This window comes from Rothia sp. SCPM-O-B-18226 (M350) (assembly GCF_058213595.1).
In genome coordinates this window covers 1-26,997 of record NZ_JBYQJS010000001.1, presented here as the reverse complement: position 1 = coordinate 26,997, position 26,997 = coordinate 1, and the positions used below count along the sequence as shown (strand labels likewise).

General features: G+C 59.3%; 26 protein-coding genes. 17 read left to right on the top strand and 9 right to left on the bottom strand.

Annotated elements, in window-relative coordinates; genetic code table 11:
• Positions 1-102: 102 nt before the first annotated feature.
• The 4 genes from AC3E6W_RS00130 to dnaA form a co-directional block, all read right to left on the bottom strand.
• A complete protein-coding gene (locus tag AC3E6W_RS00130) occupies positions 103-834 on the bottom strand; it encodes a DciA family protein (protein WP_314871235.1) in 732 nt (243 codons plus the stop codon).
• Entirely contained in the window at positions 827-2,095 is a 1,269-nt protein-coding gene (gene recF / locus AC3E6W_RS00125; RefSeq protein WP_490652027.1) for a DNA replication/repair protein RecF, read from the bottom strand. Before recF ends, AC3E6W_RS00130 begins: the two co-directional genes overlap by 8 nt.
• A gap of 129 nt (positions 2,096-2,224) precedes the next feature.
• A complete protein-coding gene (dnaN, locus tag AC3E6W_RS00120; protein ID WP_070648678.1) occupies positions 2,225-3,349 on the bottom strand; it encodes a DNA polymerase III subunit beta in 1,125 nt (374 codons plus the stop codon).
• 807 nt (positions 3,350-4,156) lie between these two features.
• Positions 4,157-5,839 (bottom strand): chromosomal replication initiator protein DnaA, encoded by a 1,683-nt coding sequence (dnaA, locus tag AC3E6W_RS00115; RefSeq protein WP_490652026.1) that lies wholly within the window; start codon positions 5,837-5,839, stop codon positions 4,157-4,159.
• 638 nt (positions 5,840-6,477) lie between these two features.
• On the opposite strand from dnaA, the gene rpmH reads away from it, so the two are divergent.
• The 8 genes from rpmH to AC3E6W_RS00075 all read left to right on the top strand — a co-directional run bounded on the left by rpmH (position 6,478) and on the right by AC3E6W_RS00075 (position 12,779).
• Positions 6,478-6,615, top strand: coding sequence for a 50S ribosomal protein L34 (rpmH, locus tag AC3E6W_RS00110; RefSeq protein WP_049332235.1), 138 nt, complete (start codon positions 6,478-6,480; stop codon positions 6,613-6,615).
• 115 nt (positions 6,616-6,730) lie between these two features.
• Entirely contained in the window at positions 6,731-7,099 is a 369-nt protein-coding gene (rnpA, locus tag AC3E6W_RS00105; RefSeq protein WP_049332233.1) for a ribonuclease P protein component, read from the top strand.
• Entirely contained in the window at positions 7,096-7,569 is a 474-nt protein-coding gene (gene yidD / locus AC3E6W_RS00100; protein WP_294616671.1) for a membrane protein insertion efficiency factor YidD, read from the top strand. Before rnpA ends, yidD begins: the two co-directional genes overlap by 4 nt.
• Positions 7,570-7,619: 50 nt before the next feature.
• The gene (gene yidC / locus AC3E6W_RS00095) at positions 7,620-8,606 is read left to right on the top strand and encodes a membrane protein insertase YidC (RefSeq protein ID WP_294647487.1); all 987 of its coding nucleotides are present in this window, start codon (positions 7,620-7,622) and stop codon (positions 8,604-8,606) included.
• Between the two features lie 109 nt (positions 8,607-8,715).
• Positions 8,716-9,276: a Jag family protein gene (locus AC3E6W_RS00090; RefSeq protein ID WP_049332228.1), complete on the top strand. Its 561-nt coding sequence runs from the start codon at positions 8,716-8,718 to the stop codon at positions 9,274-9,276.
• A 1-nt stretch (position 9,277) separates the two neighbouring features.
• Positions 9,278-9,919 (top strand): 16S rRNA (guanine(527)-N(7))-methyltransferase RsmG, encoded by a 642-nt coding sequence (gene rsmG, locus AC3E6W_RS00085; protein WP_490652025.1) that lies wholly within the window; start codon positions 9,278-9,280, stop codon positions 9,917-9,919.
• 487 nt (positions 9,920-10,406) lie between these two features.
• Positions 10,407-11,249 (top strand): ParA family protein, encoded by an 843-nt coding sequence (locus AC3E6W_RS00080; protein ID WP_070648668.1) that lies wholly within the window; start codon positions 10,407-10,409, stop codon positions 11,247-11,249.
• Between the two features lie 261 nt (positions 11,250-11,510).
• Positions 11,511-12,779 carry a ParB/RepB/Spo0J family partition protein gene (locus AC3E6W_RS00075; protein WP_490652024.1) on the top strand — a complete coding sequence of 423 codons (1,269 nt, stop codon included), beginning with the start codon at positions 11,511-11,513 and terminating at the stop codon, positions 12,777-12,779.
• Between the two features lie 109 nt (positions 12,780-12,888).
• On the opposite strand, the gene trxA is transcribed toward AC3E6W_RS00075, so the two are convergent.
• The 5 genes from trxA to AC3E6W_RS00050 all read right to left on the bottom strand — a co-directional run bounded on the left by trxA (position 12,889) and on the right by AC3E6W_RS00050 (position 18,123).
• Positions 12,889-13,215 carry a thioredoxin gene (gene trxA / locus AC3E6W_RS00070; protein ID WP_049332220.1) on the bottom strand — a complete coding sequence of 109 codons (327 nt, stop codon included), beginning with the start codon at positions 13,213-13,215 and terminating at the stop codon, positions 12,889-12,891.
• A 53-nt stretch (positions 13,216-13,268) separates the two neighbouring features.
• Positions 13,269-14,303: a thioredoxin-disulfide reductase gene (gene trxB, locus AC3E6W_RS00065; RefSeq protein ID WP_490652023.1), complete on the bottom strand. Its 1,035-nt coding sequence runs from the start codon at positions 14,301-14,303 to the stop codon at positions 13,269-13,271.
• Between the two features lie 245 nt (positions 14,304-14,548).
• Positions 14,549-15,736 (bottom strand): serine/threonine protein kinase, encoded by a 1,188-nt coding sequence (locus AC3E6W_RS00060; RefSeq protein ID WP_490652022.1) that lies wholly within the window; start codon positions 15,734-15,736, stop codon positions 14,549-14,551.
• Between the two features lie 123 nt (positions 15,737-15,859).
• On the bottom strand, positions 15,860-17,524 hold the full coding sequence (gene murJ, locus AC3E6W_RS00055) for a murein biosynthesis integral membrane protein MurJ (RefSeq protein ID WP_490652021.1): 1,665 nt from the start codon (positions 17,522-17,524) through the stop codon (positions 15,860-15,862).
• Positions 17,525-17,619: 95 nt separating this feature from the next.
• Positions 17,620-18,123, bottom strand: a complete 504-nt coding sequence (locus AC3E6W_RS00050) for an NUDIX hydrolase (RefSeq protein WP_049332212.1) — start codon at positions 18,121-18,123, stop codon at positions 17,620-17,622.
• A gap of 115 nt (positions 18,124-18,238) precedes the next feature.
• Between AC3E6W_RS00050 and AC3E6W_RS00045 the strand changes: the two genes are divergently transcribed.
• The 9 genes from AC3E6W_RS00045 to dnaB all read left to right on the top strand — a co-directional run bounded on the left by AC3E6W_RS00045 (position 18,239) and on the right by dnaB (position 26,581).
• Positions 18,239-19,663, top strand: a complete 1,425-nt coding sequence (locus AC3E6W_RS00045) for a CCA tRNA nucleotidyltransferase (protein WP_485063937.1) — start codon at positions 18,239-18,241, stop codon at positions 19,661-19,663.
• 188 nt (positions 19,664-19,851) lie between these two features.
• Positions 19,852-20,157 carry a 30S ribosomal protein S6 gene (rpsF, locus tag AC3E6W_RS00040; protein WP_298592896.1) on the top strand — a complete coding sequence of 102 codons (306 nt, stop codon included), beginning with the start codon at positions 19,852-19,854 and terminating at the stop codon, positions 20,155-20,157.
• Between the two features lie 93 nt (positions 20,158-20,250).
• Entirely contained in the window at positions 20,251-20,880 is a 630-nt protein-coding gene (locus AC3E6W_RS00035) for a single-stranded DNA-binding protein (protein WP_490652020.1), read from the top strand.
• A gap of 83 nt (positions 20,881-20,963) precedes the next feature.
• Positions 20,964-21,200, top strand: coding sequence for a 30S ribosomal protein S18 (rpsR, locus tag AC3E6W_RS00030; protein ID WP_004005948.1), 237 nt, complete (start codon positions 20,964-20,966; stop codon positions 21,198-21,200).
• A gap of 20 nt (positions 21,201-21,220) precedes the next feature.
• Complete coding sequence (gene rplI, locus AC3E6W_RS00025) at positions 21,221-21,673, top strand: 50S ribosomal protein L9 (protein WP_490652019.1); 453 nt, start codon at positions 21,221-21,223, stop codon at positions 21,671-21,673.
• Positions 21,674-21,901: 228 nt separating this feature from the next.
• On the top strand, positions 21,902-22,207 hold the full coding sequence (locus tag AC3E6W_RS00020; protein WP_065423527.1) for a hypothetical protein: 306 nt from the start codon (positions 21,902-21,904) through the stop codon (positions 22,205-22,207).
• Between the two features lie 765 nt (positions 22,208-22,972).
• Positions 22,973-23,779 carry a class I SAM-dependent methyltransferase gene (locus AC3E6W_RS00015; RefSeq protein WP_070819187.1) on the top strand — a complete coding sequence of 269 codons (807 nt, stop codon included), beginning with the start codon at positions 22,973-22,975 and terminating at the stop codon, positions 23,777-23,779.
• 147 nt (positions 23,780-23,926) lie between these two features.
• Positions 23,927-25,120 (top strand): glycosyltransferase, encoded by a 1,194-nt coding sequence (locus tag AC3E6W_RS00010; RefSeq protein WP_490652018.1) that lies wholly within the window; start codon positions 23,927-23,929, stop codon positions 25,118-25,120.
• Between the two features lie 105 nt (positions 25,121-25,225).
• A complete protein-coding gene (dnaB, locus tag AC3E6W_RS00005; protein WP_049344470.1) occupies positions 25,226-26,581 on the top strand; it encodes a replicative DNA helicase in 1,356 nt (451 codons plus the stop codon).
• Positions 26,582-26,997 lie beyond the last annotated feature (416 nt).

Here is a 26,997-nt window from a genome sequence, read left to right as displayed (position 1 = left end):
ACCTCGGTTATGCGGCCGGGATGCGGGCACTTCCGAGGTTTTGCTTCTTCAAGCGGTCCGGTTTCGAGGCAAGAATTCGTTCCGCACGCACCACCGGCTCTCCTACCCGTAGGTATCGCGCACCCCGCGCATCCCGGAGGCGCGACGATACCCGCGCTGGCTCCAGCGGCCGTTGTTCGGACCCAGGATTCGTACCTGCGCCACCACGCCCTCGCCAAGCTCTCGGCGGAAGAGCTCGATAAGCTGCCCGTGCATCAGGCGCAACTGAGTGGCCCAGGCGGTGGAGTCGCACTGCACCTGAACGATAGAGTTCTCGAAGCTGAGAGGTTTGGTGTGCGCGGCAATTTCGGGACCAACGAGTTCAGCCCAGCGGGCCAGCACGCTCGAGACGGCCACGGGCTCTTTCCAGCCTCGGGACCGGATCAGCGCGCTCACGATACCCCCGAGCGGCTTGGGATCGCGGGAGCTTTCACCGGGGCCGCTGTACCCACCCATGACGCGGGGATCCCACCCCTGTGCGCGTTCGCGACGTTTCTTGGGGGCGGTTCCGGACATCGCGGCGCCGAACTCGCGCATAATCTTTCGCGCCGAGAAAGCGTTGAGGGGCGCCTCGCCGCGTTCCTGGGCGGCCACGCGCATACGAGTCAGCAGGGCCGCGGGGGCGTCCACCTCGTCTCGGTAAAATTCACCGAAGCCATCGACCTCGCCGCCGGATGTTTCACGTGAAACAGTGCTGTTGAGCTCACGGGCGTCAGGGGCCGGGGAAGGTATCGGCAAGGAATCGCCGAAGGGTGCAGTGAGGGGGACGGAATCCTCTCCGGGACGGTTACTCATAGTCCCCACCGGCAATAGGATTCTCAGCTAACGTTTCGCCGCTCTCCTTGGCGAGGGTCTCACCGGTGCTTCCTGCTGCGTTCCCGTCGCGAGTGCCGGGCGACGGTACGTACTCCGCGTGGCCGGGAGTTACAGACACCAAGTGGTATTCACCCAGCTCCTCCGGAATATCTGTGAGTACGGCGCACGTAATGAGCACCTGCTCCGCCGCGGCAACCATAGCGCCCAGGCGGTGGCGGCGCGCCGAGTCGAGCTCAGCGAAGACATCGTCAAGAATCAGGATGGGGGAGGCACCCGGCGAAGAATCGTCCTCCACATGAACAAACCACGAAGCCAACTTCAGGGCCAGGGCAAACGACCAGCTCTCACCGTGCGAGGCAAAATGCTTAACCGGAAGGCCGCCCAGCAGCAGGGTCACATCCTCACGGTGCGGCCCCACCAGCGTCACGCCGCGCTCAATTTCCTCGGCGCGACGCTCGGCGAAACCGCGCAGAAGCGCCTCCTTCAGGTCCTTAATGCTCATGAGGGCTGCATGTTCAAGAGAGCGCTCGCCCATGCTCGCAAAGACGGTGGATTCGTAGGTGAACCCCACGTCCTTAGAACCGTCCGTCAGCCCCGCATAGGCGCGACGCAGCTGGGGGAGTAGGCGCTGCAACAGACGGAAACGCGCGGAGAGCAGTTGCGCCCCCATCAGGGCAAGCTGGCCATCCCACACCGCGAGGGTACTCAGCGCGTTCTCGTCGCGAGCGCGGCGCTGCATCGATTTGAGCAGCGAATTACGCTGCCGCAAAATCCGCTCGTACTCACTGCGGTACCCCGCCACCACGGGGCGCAGGGAGACGGCCAGCTCATCCACAAATCGACGACGACCGGCGGGATCGCCCTTCACCAATTGCAGGTCCTCGGGGGAAAACAGCACCGTGCGAGCAATACCCAGAGCTTCCTTAGCGCGCACCGGGGCAGCCCGGTTAATGCGCACGCGATTCGCCTGACCGGGAGCCACCTCAAACTCGGTCACGGTCTGTTGCGAACCGCGCACAGTGCGGGTGCGGATGTAGGCTCGGGCGGCGCCCACGCGCACCAGCGGACCATCGTGGCTCACCCGGTGCGAAGAGAGGGCCGCCGCATACTCAATGGCCTCTACGATATTCGTTTTTCCCACGCCATTCGAGCCCAGAAAAACCGTCACCCCGGCCGATAGAGGCAGGTTGAGCAGCGCGTAGGTGCGGTAATCCAACAGCGAGATGTGGTCGATGTACACCGGACGGCTCCTTTCATGCGGTTCGGTTGGACGGTTCGGTCGAGGAGGGGATAGGCGCGGACGGGGAAAGCACAGCCCCGCGAACCTTCCCCGGGCAGAACCTCGGGAGGCGCGCGGGGCGGCAAGCTACTAGTTCGAGGGCAGACGCACAGGCATCAGCAGGTAGCGGTAGTTGCGATCGTCCTCAGCCAGCGGCTCGTCCTGACCCGAAATCACGGCGGGCTTGGGCGCGTCGGTGAAGGAGAAACGCACAAACTCGGTGCCGAACACCTTCAGACCGTCCAGCAGGTAGGAGGGGTTGTACGCCACGGTGATGTCGTCGCCGGAGAGGTGAGCCTGCAGGGTTTCGGAGGCCTGAGCCTCGTCGCCGCGGCCCGCATCGATGGCAACCGAACCCTGGGTGAACTTCAGGCGCAGCGGAGTGTTGCGCTCAGCCACGAGCGAGATACGGCGAGCCGCCTCGGTCAGGTCGGAGGTGCGAACCACCGCGTGGATGGGGGTCTGCTCGGGGAAGAGAGCACGGATGTTGGGGTAATCGCCGTCCATCAGAACGCTCGTGGTGCGGCGGGTACCGGCGGCAAAACCTATCAACTCGCCGGCGGCGGGCAGCGCAATGGAGAGCTCGCCGGAGCCGGAGAGAGTGCTACCGACCTCGGAAACGGTCTTGGCCTTCAGCAGAACAGCCGCCTGAACGTCGGGGTTGACGGGGTTCCACTTGATTTCGCGCATGGCCAGACGGTAGCGGTCGGTGGCGAGCAGGGTCATGGTGTCGCCGTTGATCTCGACGCGAATACCGGTCAGCAGGGGCAGGGTCTCGTCCTTGGACACCGCAATCTGAACCTGCTTGACGGCTTCAGCAAATTCAGCGCCGTCGACGGTACCGGAAATTTCGGGCAGCTCGGGTAGTTCGGGGTAATCGGCCACGGGCATGCCGGCCAGCTGGAAGTTAGCAGAACGGCAGTGCAGACGAATCACGGACTCATCAGCGGTGAATTCGACCTCAGCGTTCGGAAGAGAACGGCAGATTTCGGCCAGGATCTTACCGGGAACAAGGCACACACCCTCGGCCTGAACATCGGCGGCGATAACCTGGCGGGCGCTGGTTTCGTGATCAAAGCTTGCGATGCTGACTTCGCCGGCGGAGGCGGTAATCAGCAGACCGTTGAGCACGGGGGAGGTAGGACGCAAGGGCAGGGAGCGTGCCGTCCAGCCGACTGCTTCGGCGAGGACATCGCGTTCAACGGTGAATTTCATCGAGAAGGCGCCTTTCACGGTGGTAGAGATTCGGTTTGTGGCGCACGTAAAGCTGAACTGCGAGAGAGCCGGAAGGTTTCGCCTGCTCTAGTGCGCGGTGCCCGTGCGCGCGCGTCTATCCATCCTACCGGAATCCAGACGAATTGTAATTACAGGGATTCGCGGTGAGTACGGTCGGCTGCCAAGGTTGCCAGCCCCGCATTTTTGTAATTACAAAGAACCACGAAGGAATCCTTGAAAAGTATCGAAAATAGATTCGAAATCAGACTTCCCAAAATGTGGGTTTCTCACCAAAACCAACAGGGAGAATGAATCAAAGAAAGCGCTTGCTATCGCCTAGTATTTCCTGAAATCACGACGGGCGAACGCGTTGAGCAGCTCAAAATGAATATCGACCCCCCCCCCGACAGCTCGAGGCAAGGAAATGTTTCATGTTATGGGGAGGATTTTTTCTTTAAGTACAGTAGTATTATTAACGCTTGTGGAAACGGTGGAAAACCCCGCAGAACCCCGCAATGACGCGGAAGTGGCCTGTGGACATTAAGTGGAGGAATCCTCCCCGAGCTGAGGATGCATTGTGTATGAATATTTATGCATTTACTCTCTTCCACACCTTTTGAATATTCATGCACTTAACGTCCACACGAGCGCCGGAGTTAAAGCACAGCTTATCCACACCCCATATTTCAGGGCCCAGTCAGCCGAAAATCATGGCCGAAAATAACCCTGCCCCTCTCAAACCACCCCGATACCCCCTATAAAACGCCTTGTCAGTGGCTTATAGGGGGTGTAGGTGGTTCCGTGGGCCTATCCGGCGGCGCGCTGTTCCTGGCGAATGAGGTTCGTCAGCTCGGTCACCTGATTGAAAATCGTCTGCCGCTCAGCCATCTGCGCGCTCACCTTACGCACCGCGTGCATCACGGTCGTGTGGTCGCGGCCGCCCAAATCATTACCGATGCGCGGCAGGGACATCTCGGTCAGCTCACGGAGCAGGTACATCGCCACCTGGCGGGCGTTCGTGAGCGTGCGGGTGCGAGACTTAGACTGCATATCCTCGATAGACACATCGAAATACTTTGCCACCGTTGAGAGCACCAGCGCCGAAGTAATCTCGGCACCGCCCGTATCCGACAGCAAATCCTTCAAATAGGTCTCAGCCTCTGCCAGGGTGATGGGCTCCGGAGGCTTCTTCATCGAGGCGGCGGCACTCGCGCGAATCAGAGCACCCTCCAACTCGCGAATATTGGCCGTGACATGGGAAGCAATGTATTCCATAACGTCATCGCGCACCGGCAAAATCTCGCTCTGAGCCTTCTTTCGCAGAATCGCGATGCGGGTCTCCAACTCCGGAGGCTGCACATCCACGTTCAGACCCGACCCGAAGCGCGAACGCATCCGCTCGGCAAAACCGGTCAGCTGCTTCGGAGGCAAATCCGAAGTAATCACAATCTGCTTCTGGTGGTTGTACAGCGCGTTGAAGGTATGGAAAAACTCCTCCATCGTCGCCTCTTTACCGGCCAGGAACTGGATATCGTCGATCAAAAGCACGTCAACGTTACGGTAAATCTGCTTAAACGACGAACCCTCGTCGTCGCGAATCGAGTTGATGAAATCGTTCGTGAACTCCTCCGAATTCACGTAGCGCACGCGCAGGTTCGGGTACAGGTACTTGGTGTAGTGGCCGATCGCGTGCAGCAGGTGGGTCTTACCCAGACCCGAACCGCCGTAGATGAAGAGCGGGTTGTACACGATGCCGGGCTGCTCTGCCACGGCGAAGGCGCTTGCATGAGCAAAGCGGTTGGACTGGCCGATCACGAAGGTATCGAAGGTGTAATTCGGGTTCAAGCGAGCAGAGCTATCCCAAGTCGGAGCGTTTTCCGGGTCTTCGTGCTGGGTCACAACCGGCGCGGCCTGGGCCTGGACGGGAGCCTCACTGTGCGCAGTGTGGAAAGCGGTTCGTTCTGCCTCGAGGGCCTGTAGCGAGGGACGAGTCACCTGCTCATCCGCAGGGACGTGTGCCTCGGAATCCGGTGCCGGATGCGGCTCAGTGTAGTGCTCGAAAGCTCGGGAGCCAGCGGGGGCCTCACGGCGGGCGGGCTCGGCGTAGGGAGCTGCACCGGAATAGCCAGAAGGCTCATCGGGAACCTGGTGGGCCGCGGCAATTGCGGGTTCGACGGGTGCGGCCTGTTCCGGCTCATTAACGTCCTGACTTGGGCTTTCAATGGGAACCATCGCCTCGTTCACATCGAAAAGTGCGGTGGTGGAGGGGCCGAATGCCTCGTGCAGTGCGGCGCGGAAAGGCGCTGTAATTTGCTCCTCAAACACGGCGCGGGTGAGTTTATTGGGCACCTCGATGATGAGGCGCGAAGATCCCATCAGACCCTGGGGGCGCGCAAGGTTCACGAACCCACGCTGGCGCGCCGTGACGTTCGGGTCGCTGCTCAGGATAGACAGCAGGTGCGCCCATCGCGCCTGAAGTGACTCGGTCATAGGGGTCTTTACCTCCGCTCAATCTGCCGCAGAAGACGTTGGGGAGCTCAACAGAGTGCCAACAAAGCCGGAACCTTCCGCAGGTCATTAAGATTCTACCCGCTTAATGCACAGGCAATTGACGTTTTCCACAAGAGTTTTCCACACGGTGGAAAAGTTGTAATTACAGGGGTGGATAAAGGATGGAAAACGGTGGAGAATTTGCCGACTTCCCTGTAATTACAGGGGGTAGCGCGTTTGTGTGTGCCTGTGGATAAGCGTTGTGCAATGTGCTATCCGAGGGGGATATGCACCGCAGTGGATAGTCGCGATCCCGCGTTATCCCCAGGGGTGGGGATGGGGTGGTGACTCATACGAGTGGAGCGTAGCGTGTTCACTTCAGGGTTCCCCTCGGCCTCTCATAAACCCTCGATCGTCACCAACAGCTCTCCTCGATTCCGCACCCAGTCCCCATAAAGAGCCCGGAATCACGCGGAAAAAAGCGAAAAGAACTTGATTTACTCCCGCCACTCTTCTAAAGTTGTGCTGTTGTGTGTGCACCGCCTACCGCGAATAGTCGCGATACCTCCGTGCACCAAGAAGCGTACGGTTCCGACACCCCGTGAGGGCGAGAACCGCGAAAATCAAGGAGACAAAGTATGAGCAAGCGTACTTTCCAGCCGAACAACCGCCGTCGCGCCAAGAAGCACGGCTTCCGTCTGCGTATGCGTACCCGTGCAGGCCGCGCGATTCTGTCGAACCGCCGCGGTAAGGGTCGCGCAAAGCTCTCGGCCTAATCACGGCATATAGTTCGCCCGCCGATGCACACGCATCGGCGGGCGAACTATCATTAAGCGTAGAAAATGCGGAGGCCGGCCCTGCCGAGCCTCCCCACCATGTAAAGGGGGAGATGTGCTGCCTCAACGGCACCGAATGCGCACCGGCGCTGAATTCTCCCACGCCTTCCGTTCCGGCATCCGCAGTGGACGCCGGAACATCGTTGTATCTACGGCGAAAAATCCCGGAAAAACAACCCGGGTAGGTTTCATTGTGTCGAAGGCGGTGGGCAACGCGGTGACCCGCAACCTGGTTAAGCGCCGGTTGCGTGAGCTTGCCGCGCTCACCTGCGCCGCGCATCCGGAAGGGTACGCCATCGCTGTGCGAGCGCTTCCTGCCTCCGCACAGGCAGACTGGTCTCAGCTCCGTAAGGACTACGAGTCTGCTCTCGAAACGACCCTCGCCAAGCTCAACCGGCCCTCAACGACTGAGGGGCAGCAGTGAGCCGTCACCGTACTTCACGCCGTGAGGAATGTTTCCACTCCCATCACAGCGGCACGTATAGCGCCGCGGAGCCCCTCATCGGCCCCGATGAGCTGCTGGCATTAGCCCCCAACGAGTTTGTGCACCCCGAATCTTTTCTGCAGGCTCTCTACGTTCTGCCGCAGAACCTGCTGATTGCGTGCATGAAGGCCTACCGCACGGTCGTTTCCCCGCTCTACGGGAACGTGTGCCGCTATTACCCAACCTGCTCGGCGTACGCCCTGGAGGCGTTTACCACCCACGGCGTGTTGGGCGGGCTTTCTCTGACGGTGCGGCGCATCCTGCGGTGCGTTCCCTGGGCGACCGGTGGCATTGACCCGGTTCCCGCGGGGCGGCGAGTCTTCGCCCCGGGAGCAGAGCCCAAGATTATTCTGCTCAACCACCCCGACCGTTACATGCCATCTCACACCTCTCAAGCCCGCCCCGAGTAGGCGGCGCCTTCGACTTACCGACTTTGTAAAGTCCTTAAGGAGTATTCCTCGTGAATCCTATCGACATGATTCTTTGGCCGTTTAAATGGATCGTTTCTGTGGTCCTATGGCTGTTCCATACGCTCTTCACTGCGGTGGGTATGGACCCCGCCTCCGGCCTGACCTGGGTTCTGTGCATCATCTTCCTGACCCTGGTGATGCGTACCCTGACCATCCCGCTGTTCGTCAAGCAGATCAAGGCCATGCGTGGTATGACCGCAATGCAGGGCGATATGGCGAAGCTGCAGGAGAAGTACAAGGGTAAGAAGGATCAGCTCTCCCGCCAGGCCATGGCCCAGGAACAGATGGAAATGTACCGCAAGCACGGTACGAACCCCTTCGCCTCCTGCCTGCCGATTCTGGCTCAGATGCCGATCTTCTTCGGTCTGTACCAGGTGCTGATGGGCGTGCCCACCGCAGCGCAGAATAACCAGGGCGTGCTCATGCTGCCGGCTGAGCTAGTGCATCAGTTCAACGACTCCCAGATTTTCGGTGCTCAGCTCTTCGCGACCATGATGCACCCGGGGGCTGGCGACGCCACCGCGACGGTGATTCAGGCTGCCATCATGATCGTGATGATGAGCGCCACCCAGTTCTACATCCAGAAGCAGCTGAGCGTGAAGAACATGTCGGAGGCTGCTCTGAACTCCCCGATGTTCCGTCAGCAGCAGATGATTATGTACATCTTCCCGATCATCTTCGCTGTTTCCGGTATTAACTTCCCCCTTGGTGTGATGTACTACTGGACCGTCTCGAACCTCTGGTCGCTGGGTCAGCAGTGGTGGGTTATCCGCAACAACCCGACCCCCGGTTCCCAGGCCGAGCGTGAGCTGAACGCCCGCCGTGCGGCGAAGGGCCTGCCCCCGGTGGGTAAGACCCGCGAGCAGCACGAGAAGGACCTGCAGGAGGCGCGTGAGCGTGCCGCAGCCGGTCAGCGCCAGCAGCCGGTGAGTAAGAAGCGCCAGAAGCAGCAGCGCAATAAGCAAAACGGAAAGTAGCAGGCTTTCCACCCATTCGGGCCGGGCTCACGCCGCGTAAGGCGCGGGCCCGGCGCCGTGTATGAGATACTTTGTACCCCTAAACCCCGCATATACCCCGAGGATAATCGTGACTGAAGCTATGGAATATGAGGAGCAGCTCGGCGACGAGCAGTTTGTGGATGAGGCCGCCGAAGGCTATGAGGAGATTGACGATATCGAGGAGGAAGGCGATATTGCAGCCGATTACCTCGAAGAGCTCCTAGACATCGCCGACCTGGACGGCGACATTGACATCGAGGTGCGCAATAACCGCATCTATCTTTCGGTCGTCAACGACGACGATGACAACGAAGAGCTGCGCCACCTGGTGGGTCGCCACGGCGAGGTGTTGGATGCCCTGCAGGAGCTGGTACGCCTGTCCGTTCTGGCCGGCAACGGTACCCGTTCGCGCCTGATCCTGGATATCGCAGGTTACCGTGCCGAGCGTCGCGAGTACCTGGAGAAGATTGCCGCCGAGGCTATCGAGAAGGTACGCGCTACCGGCCGCGACGAGCACATGAAGCCGCTGAGCCCCTACGAGCGCAAGGTGGTGCACGATGTGGTAGCCGCCGCCGGCCTGTACAGCGAGTCGGAGGGTGAGGGTCCGCGTCGCCACGTCGTGATTTCTCTCCCCGAGGTAGGAGTCTAAGGTGGAGGAAACGAAGGTAACTCTGAACGAGAATGAGCTCGCCGCCGCCGAGGCTGTGTTCGGTGAGCGCCTGCCTCTGGCGGAGCGCTACGTGCAGCACCTTGCGACGACCGGCATTGAGCGCGGGCTGATTGGCCCCCGCGAGGTTCCGCGCCTGTGGGCCCGCCACGTGCTCAACTGTGCCGTGGTGCAGGAATATATCGCCCCGAATGTCTCTGTGGCCGATGTTGGCTCGGGTGCCGGTCTGCCCGGCCTGTGCCTGGCGATTGCTCGCCCGGATCTGAAGCTAACCCTGATTGAGCCTCTGGAGCGTCGCGTCATTTGGCTCAACGAGGTGATCGAGGACCTGGGCCTGGAGAACGTGACCGTGATGCGCTCGCGTGCCGAGCAGGCCGTAGGTGCCGTGGATGCGGATGTCGTCACCGCCCGCGCCGTGTCCGCCCTGGTGGGACTGTTGGATATCACCCTGCCGATTCTGCGCGGCACCGGCGAGCTGCTGGCCTTGAAGGGTCGTAGCGCCGCTGAAGAAATCACCAAGGCGAAGAAGAAGCTGAATCGCTACGGTGCTCGCGAGACCGAGATTCTCACCGCCGGCGGTGATCTACTGGAAGAGCCGACGACGGTGGTTCGCGTGCGCCTCTAGTACTGCAGGGTTGGGGTATTGCAGAAACGTAAATACCCCGTGAAGGATTGCGGACGCTTATCGAAAGGTGGCGTTGCGCCAGGGGAGTGGAAACACTCGCTCGGTGCAGCGCCACCTTTCTGCGTCTGGCACGCCTATATTCGCCGCATGTATCCAGAATGACCCCTCACGTGGAGTATTGCCGCCGCGACGGGTACCCTTGAAGGAGGGGTTGAACTTCAGGCTGAGGTCGGCAATGATTGGATGGCGACAGGCTATCTGCCGCACCCTGTGTAGCCCTCAGGAGCGTGCTTGTGTACCGCGGTGTTTCACGTGAAACATCACGCGTAGCCAAGACTGCAATGTTTCACGTGAAACATTGGCGCCTGGCACACGTGGGGGTTCCTGTTTGCTCCTACGGTGGGTACTGGTGTAGACCATACCTATTTGAGGCACCCCTCCCAGAAACATCAACGCGAATTACGACTCGGATTACGGAAGGCACCCGATGACTCACCACGCCCAGAAAGCGGCCGCAGATCTACTCCCCAAGCCTGTGCATACGCGTGTCTTTACCGTGTCGAATCAGAAGGGGGGCGTGGGGAAAACCAGCACCGCCGTCAACCTTGCCGCCGCGCTCGCGGAAGCCGGCCTAAACGTTCTTGTCATCGATAACGACCCGCAGGGTAATGCGTCGACCGCTCTAGGCATTGAGCATGGCGTGGATGTGCCCAGCGTCTATAACGTGCTCATCGAAGATAAGCCTCTCGCCGAGATTGTGCAGGAATGTCCCGATATGCCCGGTCTGTTCTGTGCACCGGCCAACATCGACCTTGCGGGTGCTGAAATTGAGCTGGTCTCTCTCGTGGCGCGAGAGACCCGCCTCAAGAACGCCCTGGTGGACTATACGGAGTGGCGCGAGAAGCAGGGGATGCCTCGCCTCGACTACGTATTTATCGACTGCCCGCCGAGCCTCGGTCTCCTTACCGTGAACGCCTTCGTGGCCGCCGAGGAGATTCTAATTCCGATTCAGTGCGAGTACTACGCCCTCGAGGGTCTGAGTCAGCTGCTCAAGAATATTCAGATGATCCAGAAGCATCTGAATTCGAAGCTTCGCATTAGCACGATTCTGCTCACCATGTATGATGCTCGCACCAACCTGGCCTTCCAGGTGGCAGAGGAGGTGCGTGAGCACTTCCCGCAGGAAACCCTGGGGGTGAAGATCCCTCGCTCTGTGCGTATCTCCGAGGCACCTAGCTACCAGCAGACCGTCATCACGTACGATTCTTCCTCGACCGGCGCCCGCGCTTACCGAGAAGCCGCTAAGGAGCTTTCGGGGCGTTCGGCTTGATTTAATTTTTGAATACGCGGTTTATTATTGCCGCCCATATTTTAGACATCCCCTCCGCATCTCTTTTGAGGCGTGTGGAGGGGATGCTTTTGCTGGCAATAAGCTGAAATTTTTAAAAAACACCCTATATAAGTTTTATATTTGATATATTTTGAAATTTTTGGATGCCCCTTAAACCACTCCCTGAATGTCACACGATTCGTCTACACTAGATAAAGAAGCAATATGAACGGACTCATCCGGGAGTCCAAAGGAGTGACGATGGCTGAGAAGCGACGTGGTTTGGGTCGTGGTCTGGGGGCCCTGATTCCCCAGAGTACGAAGAATTCTGGAAGCGCCGAGAAGAAGGTGACCGAACGAGAGGTAGTACCCGAGGTTAGTCAGCACTCGAAGGCACCCGCTCCCGCTCTCGCAGACGAACCTATGAGCGATGGCCTGTTTGAGATGGCCCACGAGGCGAAGCCTGAGAAGCCCCACCGAGCACCCAAACACGAGGCTCCCGAACCTCCCTCCGAACCCCTTCAGTCTGAGTCTAACCATGCCGATTCGACGCATGATGTTTCACGTGAAACATCGAAGAAGAAGTCTCGCGTCGATATGGGTGCGGCCCTGCGCAATACGACCCTGACCCGCCGCCCGGTGGATTTCTTCTTCGGCGAGGATGTCCCCGTTCCCGGTGCAAGCGAGCAGGAGCAGTCCGATCTGGTGCCGGTGCCCGGTGCGCAGTTTGCAGAGCTCAACGTGCGCGATATTCACCCTAACCGCAAACAGCCGCGAACCGATTTCGATGAGCAGGACATGGAGGAGCTCATCCATTCGGTGCGTGAGATTGGTGTCTTGCAGCCCATCGTGGTGCGTCCCTCCCGCGAGCGCGGGGCAGAGAAGTACGAGCTGGTCATGGGCGAGCGCCGTTGGCGCGCAACCCAGGCTGCCGGCCTCTCGACGATTCCCGCGATTATTCGTGAGACCGATGATGAAGACCTGCTGCGTGACGCCCTACTGGAAAACCTGCACCGCAGTCAGCTGAACCCCATTGAAGAGGCTGCGGCCTACCAGCAGTTGATGGAGGAATTCGACACCACCCAGGAGCAGCTCGCCAAGCGCATCGGTCGTTCCCGCCCCCAGATTTCGAACACGATTCGCCTGCTGAAGTTGCCCGCCCTCGTGCAGCGTCGCGTTGCCGCCGGGATTCTCTCTGCTGGCCATGCCCGCGCCCTCCTGGCACTGAGTGACCAGGGACAGATTGAGACCGTCGCTCAGAAGGTCGTGAATGAGGGGCTGTCGGTGCGCGCCACCGAGGAGCTCGTGGCTGCCACCTCCGGTGCGGAGGAGCCCAAAGCGCGTAAGGCTCCCCGGCCGCAGAAGCATCGCGAGCGCCTGGATTACATTGCGGAGGCTTTTGCTGACAAGCTCGATACTTCGGTGAAGATTTCGCTGGGTGCTCGCAAGGGTAAGATGACGATTGAGTTCGCCAATGTGGAAGATTTGAACCGCATCATCCGTGTTCTGGATTCTGATTTCTCGGGCTAAATTTTCACATAAAATAGTATTTAGCAACTGAAATCAGTTGTATATACAGAAAACCCTCGGTGATGTTTCACGTGAAACATCACCGGGGGATTTCTGTAGCCTCTTGAGGTTAGCCCAGGTGTTCGGAGAACTCAGCCAGCAGAGCGGACTTAGTCTTGGCGCCTACGGTCTTCTTGACGACCTCACCACCCTTGAAAAGGTAGATAGCCGGGATGGAGGTAATGCCGTACTTCATGGCGGTATCACCACTTGCCTCAACATCCACCTTGACCACGTCGACCTGACCGGCGTACTCGCCAGCGATCTCGTCAATCACGGGACCAACCATGCGGCAGGGGCCGCACCATTCAGCCCAGAAGTCCACGATAACGGGCTTGTCATTCTTCAGAACCAGTTCGTCAAAAGTGGCATCAGTTGCCTGCTGTGCACTGCTCACGGAGTGCTCCTTTCTGACACGGGGCGGATTCCCCAGTGAGTAATACGAATAGTTTAGAGGTTTTCGAGGTAGTGCTGCGCGTCCAGAGCGGCAACAGCACCGGAACCGGCAGCAATAATTGCCTGGCGGTAGGTCGGGTCAATCACGTCACCGGCAGCGAAAACGCCGGGAACGGAAGTCTTCGAGGAACGACCCTGAACCGCGATGGTGTGGTTCTCGGTAATCTCCAGCTGGTCACGTACCAGTTCCACGCGAGGATCGGAGCCAATAGCGATAAACAGGCCCTGAACAGTCAGCTGACGCTCAGAACCGTCCTTGGTGTTGGTCAGGGTGATCGATTCGAGGTTGCTCTCGCCGTGAACGGCGGTAACAGCCGAGTCCCAGACAACCTCAATCTTCGGGTTGTTGAAAACACGGGTCTGCATGATTTCCGAAGCACGGAAAGAATCGCGGCGGTGCACCAGGTACACCTTGGACGCGAAGGTCGTCAGGAACAGTGCCTCCTCCAGTGCGGAGTCGCCGCCGCCGACCACTGCGATTTCCTTGTCCTTGAAGAAGAAGCCATCGCAGGTTGCGCACCAGGAGACGCCGTAACCGGAGAGTCGGTCTTCGCCCTCGATGTTGAGCTTACGGACCTGAGAACCGGTGGTCATGATGACGGTCTTCGCCAGGTGAACGGCGCCGTCTGCGGTGTAGACCTTCTTCACGTCGCCGGTGAGTTCGACCTTTTCTACGTCCTGGTAGCGGATGTCTGCACCGAAACGCTCAGCCTGCTGACCGATGTTCTCCATCAGCTCGGGGCCCTGGATGCCCTGAATGAATCCGGGGAAGTTCTCCACCTCGGTGGTGTTCATGAGGGAGCCGCCGGGTGCCAGGGAGCTGGCGAAGAGTACGGGCTTCAGTTCGGCGCGTGCCGCGTAGATTGCCGCGGTGTAGCCGGCGGGGCCGGAGCCCACAATAATGACGTTGTGGACGGTTGCGTCGGCCTCAACCTCGGCAGTCGGTGCCGCTTCGATGGCGGGTGCGGAGGTGAGGTTCAGGTTGCCCAGGGCGGCGCCTCCGAAGAGGCCTCCCAGATTCTCAGTCATCGGATATGTCTTTCCGTTGTAGGTCTTTCGTTCTGCCCCTATAACAGGGCTTTATCCTCGATTATTCCATTTTGGGGGACCCTTATCCAGATACTCCGCGCACTGTGAATCTTTGAGTAGCTACCCTGCCATAAAGAGTCATAAATAGACACCAAAAAGGGCGGGGCTTCCGAACCGTTGAGTTCAGAAGCCCCGCCCTTGTGTCTGGGGTGCGAGCGCCCTGTCGGCGTCGCGTTATGTGTTGATTAGTCCACCTTGATTTCGTTGATGCGCAGGCCGTAATTCCACGGTCCAATCGGCAGGGAGAGGCGGGGCAGCTCGTTGACCACGATGATCACGTAGGCGCCCTTCTCAGCGCTCTGCTTGGAGGTATCCAGGTTCACGACCGCATCCTTGCCCTCGAAGGTGCCCTTACCAACCTCAACCGCGCCGCTCAGGGACGCGGAGCTGTTGGTGTAGACGGTGAAGGAGCCACCGGTGCCGGTGTTCTGCTGGATGGTCAGCTTGGAGACGACGGTGGGGGTCTGCAGCTTCAGTGCCAGGCCGAATTCCTTGATGGTGCCGGCGTAGTTGGCGGTGCCGAAGCCGTAGCTGATCCAGGCGGTGTTGGCGTTACCGTCGGTCAGGTTCGGAATTAGGGAGTCCATGTCGCTCATGAACGTGGGTTCCGAGGGAGCGAAACGCGCCACGGATGCGATCTTCGCGGGTGCGTTCGAGGCCTTGGCGGTCGGGGTGGCCGAGGGGGAGGCCTCGGGGCTGGCCGTCTCGCTGGCTGAAGCCTTCGGGGTGTGCGGCGCAGCTGCCTGGTTGGAGCCGATAGCGCCCAGAGAGGTCAGCACACCACCCGCGACGATGACCAGCAGCAGGACGGCGGCCAGAGCGACGGCCCAGGTACCGCGGCTACCGCCTTCGTCTTCGTCCTCCTCCTCTTCGTAGATGCTGGTGGGCTCGGAGTAGGCGGTCACGGTGCTGCTCTCGCCGGAGTTCCAGCTCTTGGAGGCGCTGATGGTTTCCTGGCTGGCGGTGCCGGAGGAGACCTTCTCGTAGGAATTGGGGGAGCGCTCCGCATCGGAGTCACCGAAGATTTCGGTGCCCAGCGCATCCTCCGCGTTGGAGAGCGCATGGTTCTCGACGAGAAGGGTATCGAGAAGGGTATCCGGGCGGGTGTGCGAGGTGACCAGGTAGCGGCTTCCCTCGGGGGTGATACCCAGATCGAGAATCTGAATGTTGCCTCGGGAGTTGGTGGCAAGCGCGCGGGAGTTGGCCTCCAGCAGGGCGCTGCGGTTGGGCGAGGCGACGACGATTGAGACCTTGCGGTTAAGGATCTGGTCGATGCCTTCGAGCACCATATCGGACTCTGCCGTAATGATGATGTGGGCGGTAATTTCGTAGCGGCCGCCGAGGACCGATCCGACCGGAATCTGTTGCGACAACGTGTTCTCCCGAGGTGGTTTCAAAGTGCCTGCCGTGTGGCGGGCTCTGCTAATAGATTCTACCCGGCTTTGCAATAGGCCGTGGCTGAGTGATAGTTCGTGGCGTGCTGGGCGCCTGCGGGCCTAGCGGCGGGCCAGGCGTTCGAGCTTGGACGTGATGGGTGCCAAAAGTGCGTTAGCTTCCTTGACGCGGAAGATCTGCACTCCCGCCAGGTAGGCAAGGCCCATGACTGAGCCGCAGATTACCAGGGTGATAATCGCGGTGATTTTGGAGGACCACGCGAAGCCGTCAAGCTGGTATCCGCCGAGCAGCCACAGGGCGATGGCGGCAATGGCGCCGGCGAAGAGCGATGCGAGAATCGTGCGCGCATAGACGCTGACGATGCCGCGCTGGCCGTAGTAGCCGAGACGGCGGCGCACCATGTAGTGGCTGATGAACATGAGCAGAATGTTGTGGATGGGGTAAATCCAAGCGAGCATGTACACGGTGTACTGGGCGTCGAGCATGGAGGCTGCGAAGCTCATGACGACCATGATGATGGCGGAGTACACCTGGATGCGGAAAGGCGTGCGCGCGTCTTCGCGAGCGTAGAGCACTCGGCTGTAGAGGTAGTTGATGGTGAGCGTGGGGGTGCCGAGCGCGGTGATGACGATGAGGCGGGCGATGATGGTGGCCGCAATGGGGTCGCCACCGCTGAATAGCACGGCGATGGGGCCGGCCAGCACGATGAGTCCGACCATGCAGAAGACGGTGGCAACGGCCGCGTTACGCAGGCCGTGAGAGAGCGCGTAGATGACGCTGTCGTTATCGTCGGCGATGGCTGAGGCGCTCATACGGTTGAAGAGCACGGTGGCGATGGAGATGCCGATAACGCCGTGCGGCAGCATGTACAGCATGGAGGCGTAGTTGAGGGCCTGCAGACCCGGAATCTGGATGCCCATGGCGGCGTAGTGCTCGCGCTGACCGACGATGCCTGCAGCAACCTTGGTCATGTAGAGGAAGGCCAGGTTGGAGATGATACCGGAGGCGAGGGTCCACGCGGCGAGCTTGGAGGCTGCGCGCAGGCCGATGCCGCGCCACGCGAAATCGGGCTTGAGTCGCAGGCCGAGTCGGCGCAGGGGGATGAAGAGTACGAGCGCCTGCATAACCACGCCGAGGGTCGAGGAACCGGCGAGCACGAGGGTTTGTGCGTTGGTCCAGGATTCTACGGTGTGGATTGGGTGGGGGTTGGGGGTCTGCGCTCCGAAGAGGAAGATGAAGAGGAACAGCGACAGGATGGTGATGACGTTGTTCAGCACGGGCGACCACATGTACGCGCCGAAGGCGTCCTTCGCGTTGAGCACCTGCCCAATGACGGTGTAGAGGCCGTAGAAGAAGATCTGGGGTAGACACCAGAGTGAGAAGATGAAGCCGAGCTGTCGCTGTTCGGGGGTCCATCCCGAGCCCATGACGCTGATGATGGGCCAGGCGCAGGCGACGGTGATGAGCGTGACCAGGCCGATGGCGGTGACGGTGAGCGTGACGAGCTTGGAGATGTAACGCGCGCCGCCGTCCTGGGCCTTGGCTGCCTTGATGATTTGGGGCACGAGAACCGCGTTGAACACGCCGCCGGCAACGAGCACGTAGATGAGGTTGGGGAGGGTGTTCGCGGTTTCGAAGACGTCACCGACGGTAGAGAGCGAACCGATAGCGACGGTGAGCAGGATGGTCTTGACGAATCCGAGGATGCGCGAGACGAGCGTACCTGCGGCCATGATTGCGCTTGAGCGGGCGTCGGTTCGTGCCACGTGTCTCTCCTGTGTTGGCGGTGATGGTCGGTCGGATGTCTTCGGGCCTCTGTCCGGCTACCTTCGGGATGTCGCCCCGAAGGCTTGCCGGGACGTTAGAGGTGGGTGGTGATGTATTCGCTGGCGCTGCGGGCGATGTGCTGCTCGTTGGCGAACGAGAGGCGGGTGGGCAGCTCAGCGAGGGGGACCCACGCGACGTCGATGGCTTCGTGATCGGGGTCGTTGTCGATGCTGAGCTCGCCGCCGGTTGCCGCGAAGAGGTAGTGGTGCACGGTCTTGTGGATGCGCAGCCCGTTGGAGGTGAACCAGTAGGCGATGGTGCCGAGGGAGGCTACGGGGTAGCCGGTGATTCCGGTTTCTTCGGCGATTTCGCGTCCGGCTGCTTCAACTCGGGTTTCGCCGCGTTCGATGTGTCCCTTGGGCAGGCACCATTCGCGCTGACCGGTGCGGTTGATTCGGGCGATGATGGCCGCGGGGAGTTCTTCGGGCCGGTCGAAGTCGATGATGAGCCCTCCGGCGGATACTTCTTCGGGGGCCGGTACCGGGCGCGCGGGCGCGGCGAAGCGCGTTTTGGGTGCGCGGGGTACGGGAATGCTCATGGTTCTACCTTAACTGATGGAAGAGGGTTTTGGCGCTTCGGGGCGGGGTGATGTGGGCATCCCGTGCGGCGCGGGGTGGTCGTGGAGGCGTTTTATCTGGCACGATTAAAGGATTATGTCGCTGATTATTGATGTTGAGTCGAAGTACCCGGATGCCGCCGAGCTGGGAGAGCTGTACCGTGCGGCGGGGTTTGAGCTGTACCTGGTGGGCGGTATTGTCCGCGACAACCTGCTGGATGACGGCGGCCATTTCACCGATTTTGATTTGACGACGGACGCCACCCCGGAGCAGAGCGAGCAGATTTTGCGTGCGTGGGGTGAGCACACGTGGGATATCGGCAAGGAGTACGGCACGATTAGCGCCCGTAAGAATGGCGTGGTGTACGAGGTGACGACTTACCGTGCCGAGGTGTACGTGTCCGATTCGCGGAAGCCGACGGTGCAGTTCGGTACCGATTTGAGCGCCGACCTGGTGCGTCGCGATTTCACGATTAACGCGATGGCCGCGGCTTTGCCGAGCGGCGAGGTGGTTGATCTTTTCGGCGGCGTGGAGGATTTGCGTGAGGGCGTTCTGCGTACCCCGCGCTCGCCGCAGGAGTCTTTTTCCGAGGATCCGTTGCGCATGATGCGTGCGGCTCGTTTCGCGGCTCGTTTTAATCTGCGCGTGGCCCCGGAGGTTTTCGAGGCGATGCGCGAGATGGCCGGCCGCATTGAGATCATTTCTGCGGAGCGTGTGCGCGATGAGCTGGTGAAGCTGATTGATGCGGATTACCCGCGGGTGGGTTTGAACCTGCTGGTGGATACCGGCCTGGCGGATTATGTGTTGCCGGAGCTTCCCGCGCTGCGCATGGAGATGGATCCGGCGCATCACCATAAGGATGTGTACGAACATTCGCTGAAGGTGCTGGAGCAGGCGATGGAGAAGGAGACGGACGAGGACGGCCCGTGCCCTGCCCCGGACTTTATTCTGCGTTTTGCGGCGTTGATGCACGATATCGGCAAACCGAAGACCCGCAAGTTTGAGAAGGACGGCTCCGTCTCGTTCCTGCACCACGAGGTGGTGGGCGCGAAGATGGTGAAGAAGCGTATGCGCGCCCTGCGTTTTGATAACGACACGATTAAGGCTGTGGCCCGCCTGGTGGAGCTGCACATGCGTTTCTACGGCTACCGCGAGTCGGGCTGGACCGATTCGGCGGTGCGCCGCTACGTGCGCGATGCGGGGGATCAGCTGGAGCGCCTGCACAGGGTTTCCCGCTCCGATGTGACGACCCGTAATCGTCGCCTGTCGCGCTCGCTGGCTGCGGCGTACGACGATTTGGAGCGGCGTATTGCCGAGCTGGCGGCTCAGGAAGAGCTGGATTCGATCCGTCCCGATCTGGACGGCGGCCAGATTATGCAGATTCTGGGGATTGCGCCGGGTCCGGTGGTGGGCGAGGCATACAAATTCCTGCTGAACCTGCGCCTGGACGAGGGCTCGCTTCCCGAGGAAGAAGCGAAGGCGCGCCTCCTGCAGTGGTGGGAGCAGCGCCGGGAGGCGTAGCTTCTGAGGTTTCGGTACCGCATCGCATGGTTGAGCTCACGCGGTGCGGTACTGTTGCATCCGCCCAGCGTGGTGTATTGTTAAGAAATCTATGCGTGTTCCCCACCCGGTGTGCTTCACGTATAGGCACAATGAATCTCCTGCTATGGAAATCCCATAGCCGTTTAGCCCAAAGGAGGGGTTTAATCATGCGTGCATACGAACTGATGGTTATCCTCAGCCCCGAGGTTGAGGACCGTGCGGTTGAGCCGTCGCTGTCCAAGTTCCTCGAGATCGTCACCAGCGAGGGCGGTTCTATCGACAACGTCGATATCTGGGGCCGTCGCCGTCTGGCATACGAGATCCAGAAGAAGTCCGAGGGTATCTACGCAGTGGTGAACTTTACCGCTACCCCCGAGACCGCAGCTGAGCTCGATCGTGTTCTGAACCTGAACGAGTCCGTCATGCGTACCAAGATCATCCGCCCGGAGGATCAGAAGATCTCCAGCAAGTAGTTGCGCCCTCCAGTGGCCGACCCTCTAAAAATGTCAGGGGGTTGCGCTGTACTGGAATCAACACACTTGTAACTCTTATCGAGGAGGCATCTTATGGCAGGCGATACCGTTATTACCGTTATCGGTAATCTGACGAGCGATCCGGAGCTCCGTTACACCCCCGCGGGTGCTGCGGTTGCTAACTTCACGATTGCGTCGACTCCGCGTTCGTTCAACCGTCAGACCAACCAGTGGGAGGACGGGGAGACCCTGTTCCTGCGTGCGTCGGTGTGGCGTGGTTACGCTGAGAACGTTGCGGAGACCCTGAAGAAGGGTACCCAGGTTATCGCACAGGGCCGTCTGAAGTCCCGCTCGTACGAGACCAAGGAAGGCGAGCGTCGTACCTCGTTTGAGCTTGAGGTCGAGGAAATCGGCCCGACTCTGCGTTTTGCTACCGCACAGGTGACTCGCGCACAGCGTTCTGCCGGAGGTAACTTCGGCGGAGGTGCGCAGGGTGGCTTTGGCGGCGGCGCCGGGTACAACACCCCTGCTCAGGGCGGTTACTCCGCTCCGCAGCAGAATAATTTCGCGGCTCCCCAGGGTAATGGTTACTCCGGTCAGACCGGTTACTCCGCTCCGGCTGCTCCTGCAGCCCCGGCAGCTCCCGCTGCTGATCCGTGGAGTTCCCAGTCCGGCGGTAACTATGATTGGGGTAGCGGCGCCGACGATGAACCTCCGTTCTAAGCCGGTTTCGTTTTCCGAATAGTAATTTATCAATCCATCCCGCGGTTATCCGCCGCGGGCTCCCAACTCTAAGGAGCACCACGATGGCTAAGGCTGAAATCCGTAAGCCCAAACCGAAGCAGAACCCCCTCAAGGCTGCTGACGTCACCGTTATCGACTACAAGGACGTCGCACTTCTGCGCAAGTTCATCTCCGACCGCGGCAAGATCCGCGCTCGCCGCGTGACTGGCGTGACCGTTCAGGAGCAGCGCAAGATCGCTCAGGCTATTAAGAACGCCCGCGAAGTTGCACTGCTGCCCTACTCCGGCGCTGGCCGCTAAAGAGAAGGAGAGACAGTAACATGGCTAAGATCATTCTGACTCAGGAAGTTTCCGGCCTCGGTGCAGCTGGCGATGTTGTCACCGTTAAGGACGGTTACGCACGTAACTACCTGCTGCCCCGCGGCTTCGCCGTGACCTGGACCCAGGGTGGCGAGAAGCAGGTTGAGTCCATCCGCGCCGCTCGTGCGGCTCGTGCTAAGGCTTCTCTGGAAGAGGCTCAGGCAATTGCTGCGTCCCTGGCTGCTAAGCCGGTTGTCGTTGCACACAAGGCTGGCGCTGACGGCCGCCTGTTCGGTACCGTCAAGGCTGAGGCTATTGCTGAGGCTATTGAGGCTGCTGGCATTGGTTCCGTTGACAAGCGCACCATCCACCTGGGTTCCGCTATCAAGCGCACCGGTGAGTACAAGGTGACTGTCCGCCTGCACGCTGACGCTGTTGCTAACGTTGTCCTGGACGTCGTTGCTGCTGCGTAAGTAGATTTTTAGATATTTGACGCTGGTGCTTTGATGCTACGGCGTTGAGTGTCGGACGGGGTGTCCCTCTTTGTGAGGGGCACCCCGTTTGTTGTATTCGCTCCTGTACATGTTTCACGTGAAACATTATTTTTGGAGGCTGAGAATATGTGGTGTGCTACAGAAGGATTGGTGGTTAGAGCGGTTGCGACTGCGAGGTACGCCAATTGACCCCGTAGACTGGTAGACATGGCTCGATCTTTTTCACGTTTGTCTTCTAGTGCGCAGCTTCTGTCCACGGGTGTGGTGTTGGAGTGCGTCAATTTGCTGCTGTGCGTTCTAGCGGTTATCCCCTTTGCGGACGCTAATGTCGCTACTGCTCTTCTGCTTCTTTTGCTGGTGGTTGGCGGCCTTGCGTCCAGTGTTGCGCTGGTGTGCGCGCTGGTGGGTCTGGTGAAGTTCCGTCAGTACCGCGTGGCTAATATTTGCTTGGCGGTTATTTCTGTAGTGGCTAATCCGCTGGTGCTGCTGGGGCTGTATATGGCGGCTTATTAGCCCGGTGTGAAGCTCTAACACCGCACTGAAACTGCACAATATCAAAGCTCTCAGGGTTCTGTTGGTTTTCTCCCAGCTTGTTTCCAGCGAAATTCAATCCTCCCATAAGGTTGGGGGTGTTTACTATAAATGTTGGTTCGAGAGGACTGCGATGTGAATGTGTGTTTCGTGTAGCGGGGTCGCCCGCTAGCGAAAGAAGGATGGCAAGGCAACAGCGCCTTGCCTTTCTTCTTTTAACGCGATCGTTTTATACGGGGGAGGGCGTTAAGCGCCGACGGGCCTCCTGCCCCCCCAAAGGCTCGCCCTGGAAGGCGCTTTGGAGGCGACGTTTATTTCGATTTCCCCTGTGGGACCCGCTCCTGTGTACGTTTGATCTTTTGGCGCCGACGGAGCATTTGAGTCTCTCAGCTATTCCCAGCTTTCTTACAGCTTTAACCTACAGGGAATAAAGGTTTACGCGTAATACTTTATATAGATGGTTCGAGAGGACCATCAGAAAGTTGGACTTTCCTTGCGGAAGTGGCTCTGATTTTCGTATGTATGTGTGTGTGATGAGACTGGGGTTGGATCGAGAGATCCAGCTCCAGTCTCTGTTTAATCTCTAAGGCGTGCCGCAATGGTGGCTGTAGCGGTGTTGCGGCATGCTGTAACAAAGGGCAACCACACTTCTATATAACGTCACATTTCCTTTCTTGGGGTGGCGGGTCTAGAATTAGGGAAGATAAATTTTGCATATTAAATACAAGTATTGAGGAGTTATCTTCCGTGTCTAAGACCCCTTCCGTTCCCGGTACCGACCGCCCCGCCGACAAGGCGGCAGGTCACTGGCTTCTGGCTCAGCTGGGCAAGAAGGTTCTGCGCCCCGGCGGCCGCGAGACCACCAACTGGCTGCTGGCTCGTGCTCTGGGCGGCGACATTGACGTCGTGGAGTTTGCGCCGGGCCTGGGTATTACCGCCCTGGAGATTGTGAAGCGTTCCCCCAAGAGCTACACCGGTGTGGATCTTGATCCGAAGGCTGCTGAAATCGTGACCGAGCGTATTGGCGCATCGACTAAGCCGAACTACCGTGTGGTGAACGCTAGCGCTCAGGAGACCGGTCTGCCCTCGGAAAGCTACGACGCTGTGGTGGGCGAGGCGATGCTGACCATGCAGACCGATAAGCACAAGCTGGAGATTATGCGTGAGGCGGCTCGTCTGCTGCGTCCGGGCGGCTACTACGCTATTCACGAGATGTCGCTGGTTCCCGATTATCTGCGCCCCGAGCTGAAGGAAGAGATTCAGAAGGATTTGGCGCGCACTATCCGTGTGAACGCCCGCCCGCTGACTGTCGCCGAGTGGACTGCTCTGGCGGAAGAGGCTGGCTTTGAGGTGCTGGATGTGTACCAGACCGATATGGCGCTGCTGGAGCCGAAGCGTCTGCTGGCTGATGAGGGTGCCGCTGGCGTTGCGAAGATTGCGTTCAATCTGGCGCGTAAGCCGCAGATTCGTGAGCGTGTGCTGGGTATGCGTGGTGTGTTCCGCCGTCACGCTGACCATATTGGCGCTATCGGTCTGATTCTGCGTAAGAAGTAAGATAGAATCACACCGCAAAGCTTATACAGCGAAACGGAGCCCCAGTATTCCCCCGTATAACGAGGAATACTGGGGCTCCGTTTTACACTGGTGAGGTTATGAGCCGCAGATTCGGCTCAGTCACGTGTGCGCCTGCCGGAGTTTGTTATGAGCCGTATTCTTTTCTCTCCCGAAAGCTTCAATATGGGTGAAACCACTCGCTGCATTGAGATAGCGCGTGTGGCTCGGGAGCGAGGTCATACGGTCTTGTTCCATGTGTATTCCCCTAAGTATTTGGGGCTACTGGAAAACGCGGGGCTTCCTGTGCATCTTCGCGAGCCGATCATGAGCGATGCTGAGGCGGAGCAGATTATGGCGCTGGATCAGGGCAGGGACGTGCGGCATCCTTTCACGACCGATATGGTGCGTCGGCGGGTCACCGCTGAGCTCGCGGCTATTCGTGACTTTAATGCGGATGCGGTGGTGATTGGTTCTAACCTGACGATGCTACTGTCTGCGCGTATTGCGGGTATCCCTATTTTCTATGCGCGCCCGTACGCTTATTCGTCGACGTATTTTTCGAAGAAGCCTGTAGGCGGCGAGCTTGCGGCACCGGGGTGGTTGCGAGCGGTGGCGCGAGTGTTTTCGTATAAGCCGGCTTCTTTTATGCGTGTGGCACGCGAGCATGGGCTGAGGCTTCCTCGCCGTACCGTGGATATGCTCAGCGCCGACGTGAATCTTATCTGTTCTCTGTTTACGCAGCTGCGCGGCGATTCTTTGGTAGAACCCGATGTTAGTGTGGGTCCTATTTATTACCGTGCACCTGGTGAGTTGCCGCAGATTGTTCGCGAGCCCAGAGAACGACCCCTGATTTACGTTGGAATGGGCTCATCTGGCTCTGCAGATATTTTGGCGCAGGTGCTGCAGCAGCTGTCAGCCGCTCCGGTGGATGTGCTGGTCGGCGGCGGGGTGCAGCTCTCGGATACCAGTATGCTGGGCAGCAATATCCATTTCGCCGGGACTGTTCCGGCGCATCTGCTCGCCGGCCATATTGATGCCTCGATAACCCACGGCGGTGAGGGGACAGTACAGACGGCGTGCCTGGCGGGTGTGCCGTTTGCCGGTATTGCGATGCAGGCGGAGCAGAGCTGGAATATTGAGGAGTGCGTGCGCTACGGTAACGCCCTGCGCTTTACGAAGAATAATGTGCGCCGCGGCAATGTGCGCGATATTCTGGACCGTCTGCTCAGCGATGAGGATTTGCGTGCTAGGGCGCGGCAGCTGGGTGAGGCAATGCGCACTATGGATGGCGCGGCGCTCGCCGTTGAGAAGATTGAGGATTATCTCCGAGCTCCCCGTTAGGCGTGTATGTGTTTCGCGTGTGCCTTCGTGAGAAACTAGCATAGGAGTTCTGCAGAAGTTGTTTCTGGAACGTCGTAGATATCGGATTGAAACGCGAGGATAAGCATGTCTGAAACTGCCATTGATTATGGTTCCCGCACTATGCCTCATGATGATGTGGCTGAGCAGTCGGTGCTTGGTGGCATGCTGCTGTCGAAGGACGCTATTGCGGATGTGGTTGAGAGCCTGCGTGCGTCTGATTTCTATAAGCCGGCGCACGAGACGATTTATGAGGCGATTCTGTCGCTGTACGGCCACGGTAGCCCCGCGGACGCGATTACGGTTGCCGACGAGCTGAAGAAGCGCGGCGAGCTGACTCGTGTGGGTGGCGCAGCGTATCTGCACACTCTGATTGCTTCGGTGCCCACCGCTGCGAATGCTCAGTACTATGCCGAAATCGTGAAGGAGCACGCGATTATGCGCCGCCTGATTGAGGCGGGTACTAAGATTGCGCAGCTGGGTTACGCCAACGAGACCGAGGTAGACGCACTCGTGGATCAGGCGCAGGCGGAGATTTACGCGGTGACCGATGGCAACGCGAAGGAAGATTACGTGTCCTTCTCTGAGGCCTTGGAAGCGACGATGCGCGAGATTGACGCAAACTCGAACCGCCCCGATGGCGTGTACGGCGTGCCGACTGACTTCATCGAGCTTGATGAGCTGACCGGCGGCCTGCACGGTGGCCAGATGATTGTGATTGCGGCTCGTCCGGGTGTGGGCAAGTCGACCCTGGCCTTGGATATTGCGCGTTCGGCGGCTATTCACCACCACATGGCAACGGTTTTCTTCTCTCTGGAGATGAGCCGTACCGAGCTGGCCATGCGTATTCTCTCCGCAGAGGGCAAGATTTCAATGGGTCGTCTGAAGAAGGGCGATCTGGACACCGAGGGCTGGACGAACCTGGCGACTCTGCAGGGCCGTATTGATTCTGCCCCTCTCTTTATTGATGATTCGCCGAATATGACTCTGATGGAGATCCGTGCGAAGTGCCGTCGTCTCAAGCAGCGTAACGATTTGAAGCTTGTGGTGCTGGATTACCTGCAGCTGATGAGCTCGGGCAAGAAGGTGGAGTCCCGTCAGCAGGAAGTCTCGGAGTTTTCCCGTAGCCTGAAGCTTCTGGCTAAGGAGCTGGATGTTCCGGTGATTGCACTTTCGCAGTTGAACCGTGGTTCGGAGCAGCGTACTGATAAGCGTCCGATGGTTTCGGATCTGCGTGAGTCGGGTTCTATCGAGCAGGATGCGGATATGGTGATTCTGCTGCACCGCGAGGATATGTATAACCCCGATAGCGATCGCGTGGGTGAGGCCGACATGATTATCGCGAAGCACCGCGGTGGCCCGACCCGTACAATTCCCCTGGCTTTTAGCGGTAAGTACTCACGCTTCAATAACATGGCCAATGAGGCTCCTCCGCAGTACTAGACGTCGAAAGCCCCTGTTCCCGTTGCCGAGTGCTCAGTAGTTCGAGCTTCGTCAGAGAGCAGGGGCTTTGGCCTACCCGCCGTTTGTTTCTCCGGGATAACTGACGTAGGGGAGGAAGCACGGGCGCGGGGATGGAGCGGCGAAGGTATATGGGGGTTCTTGCTTTTCCCTGTCTTTGTCTGGGTTCCGAGGCCCATGAGGGGCCCCGAAGGGGTCTTTTACCCCTGCTTAAAATTTTTTTAGCCTTCTTAGGAATCAATATATCGTTCTGACTAGGCTATTTATTGAGATAAGCCACCCAAAGGGCACAATGTGGCCTTATTTGTGTTCTACTTCACTCATATTCGGGTTGCGGGCCCGTATTCGGGTCTGTATAGTTGTATGAGTCGCCGCGGCGAGGAGGAAAAAACGAAGAG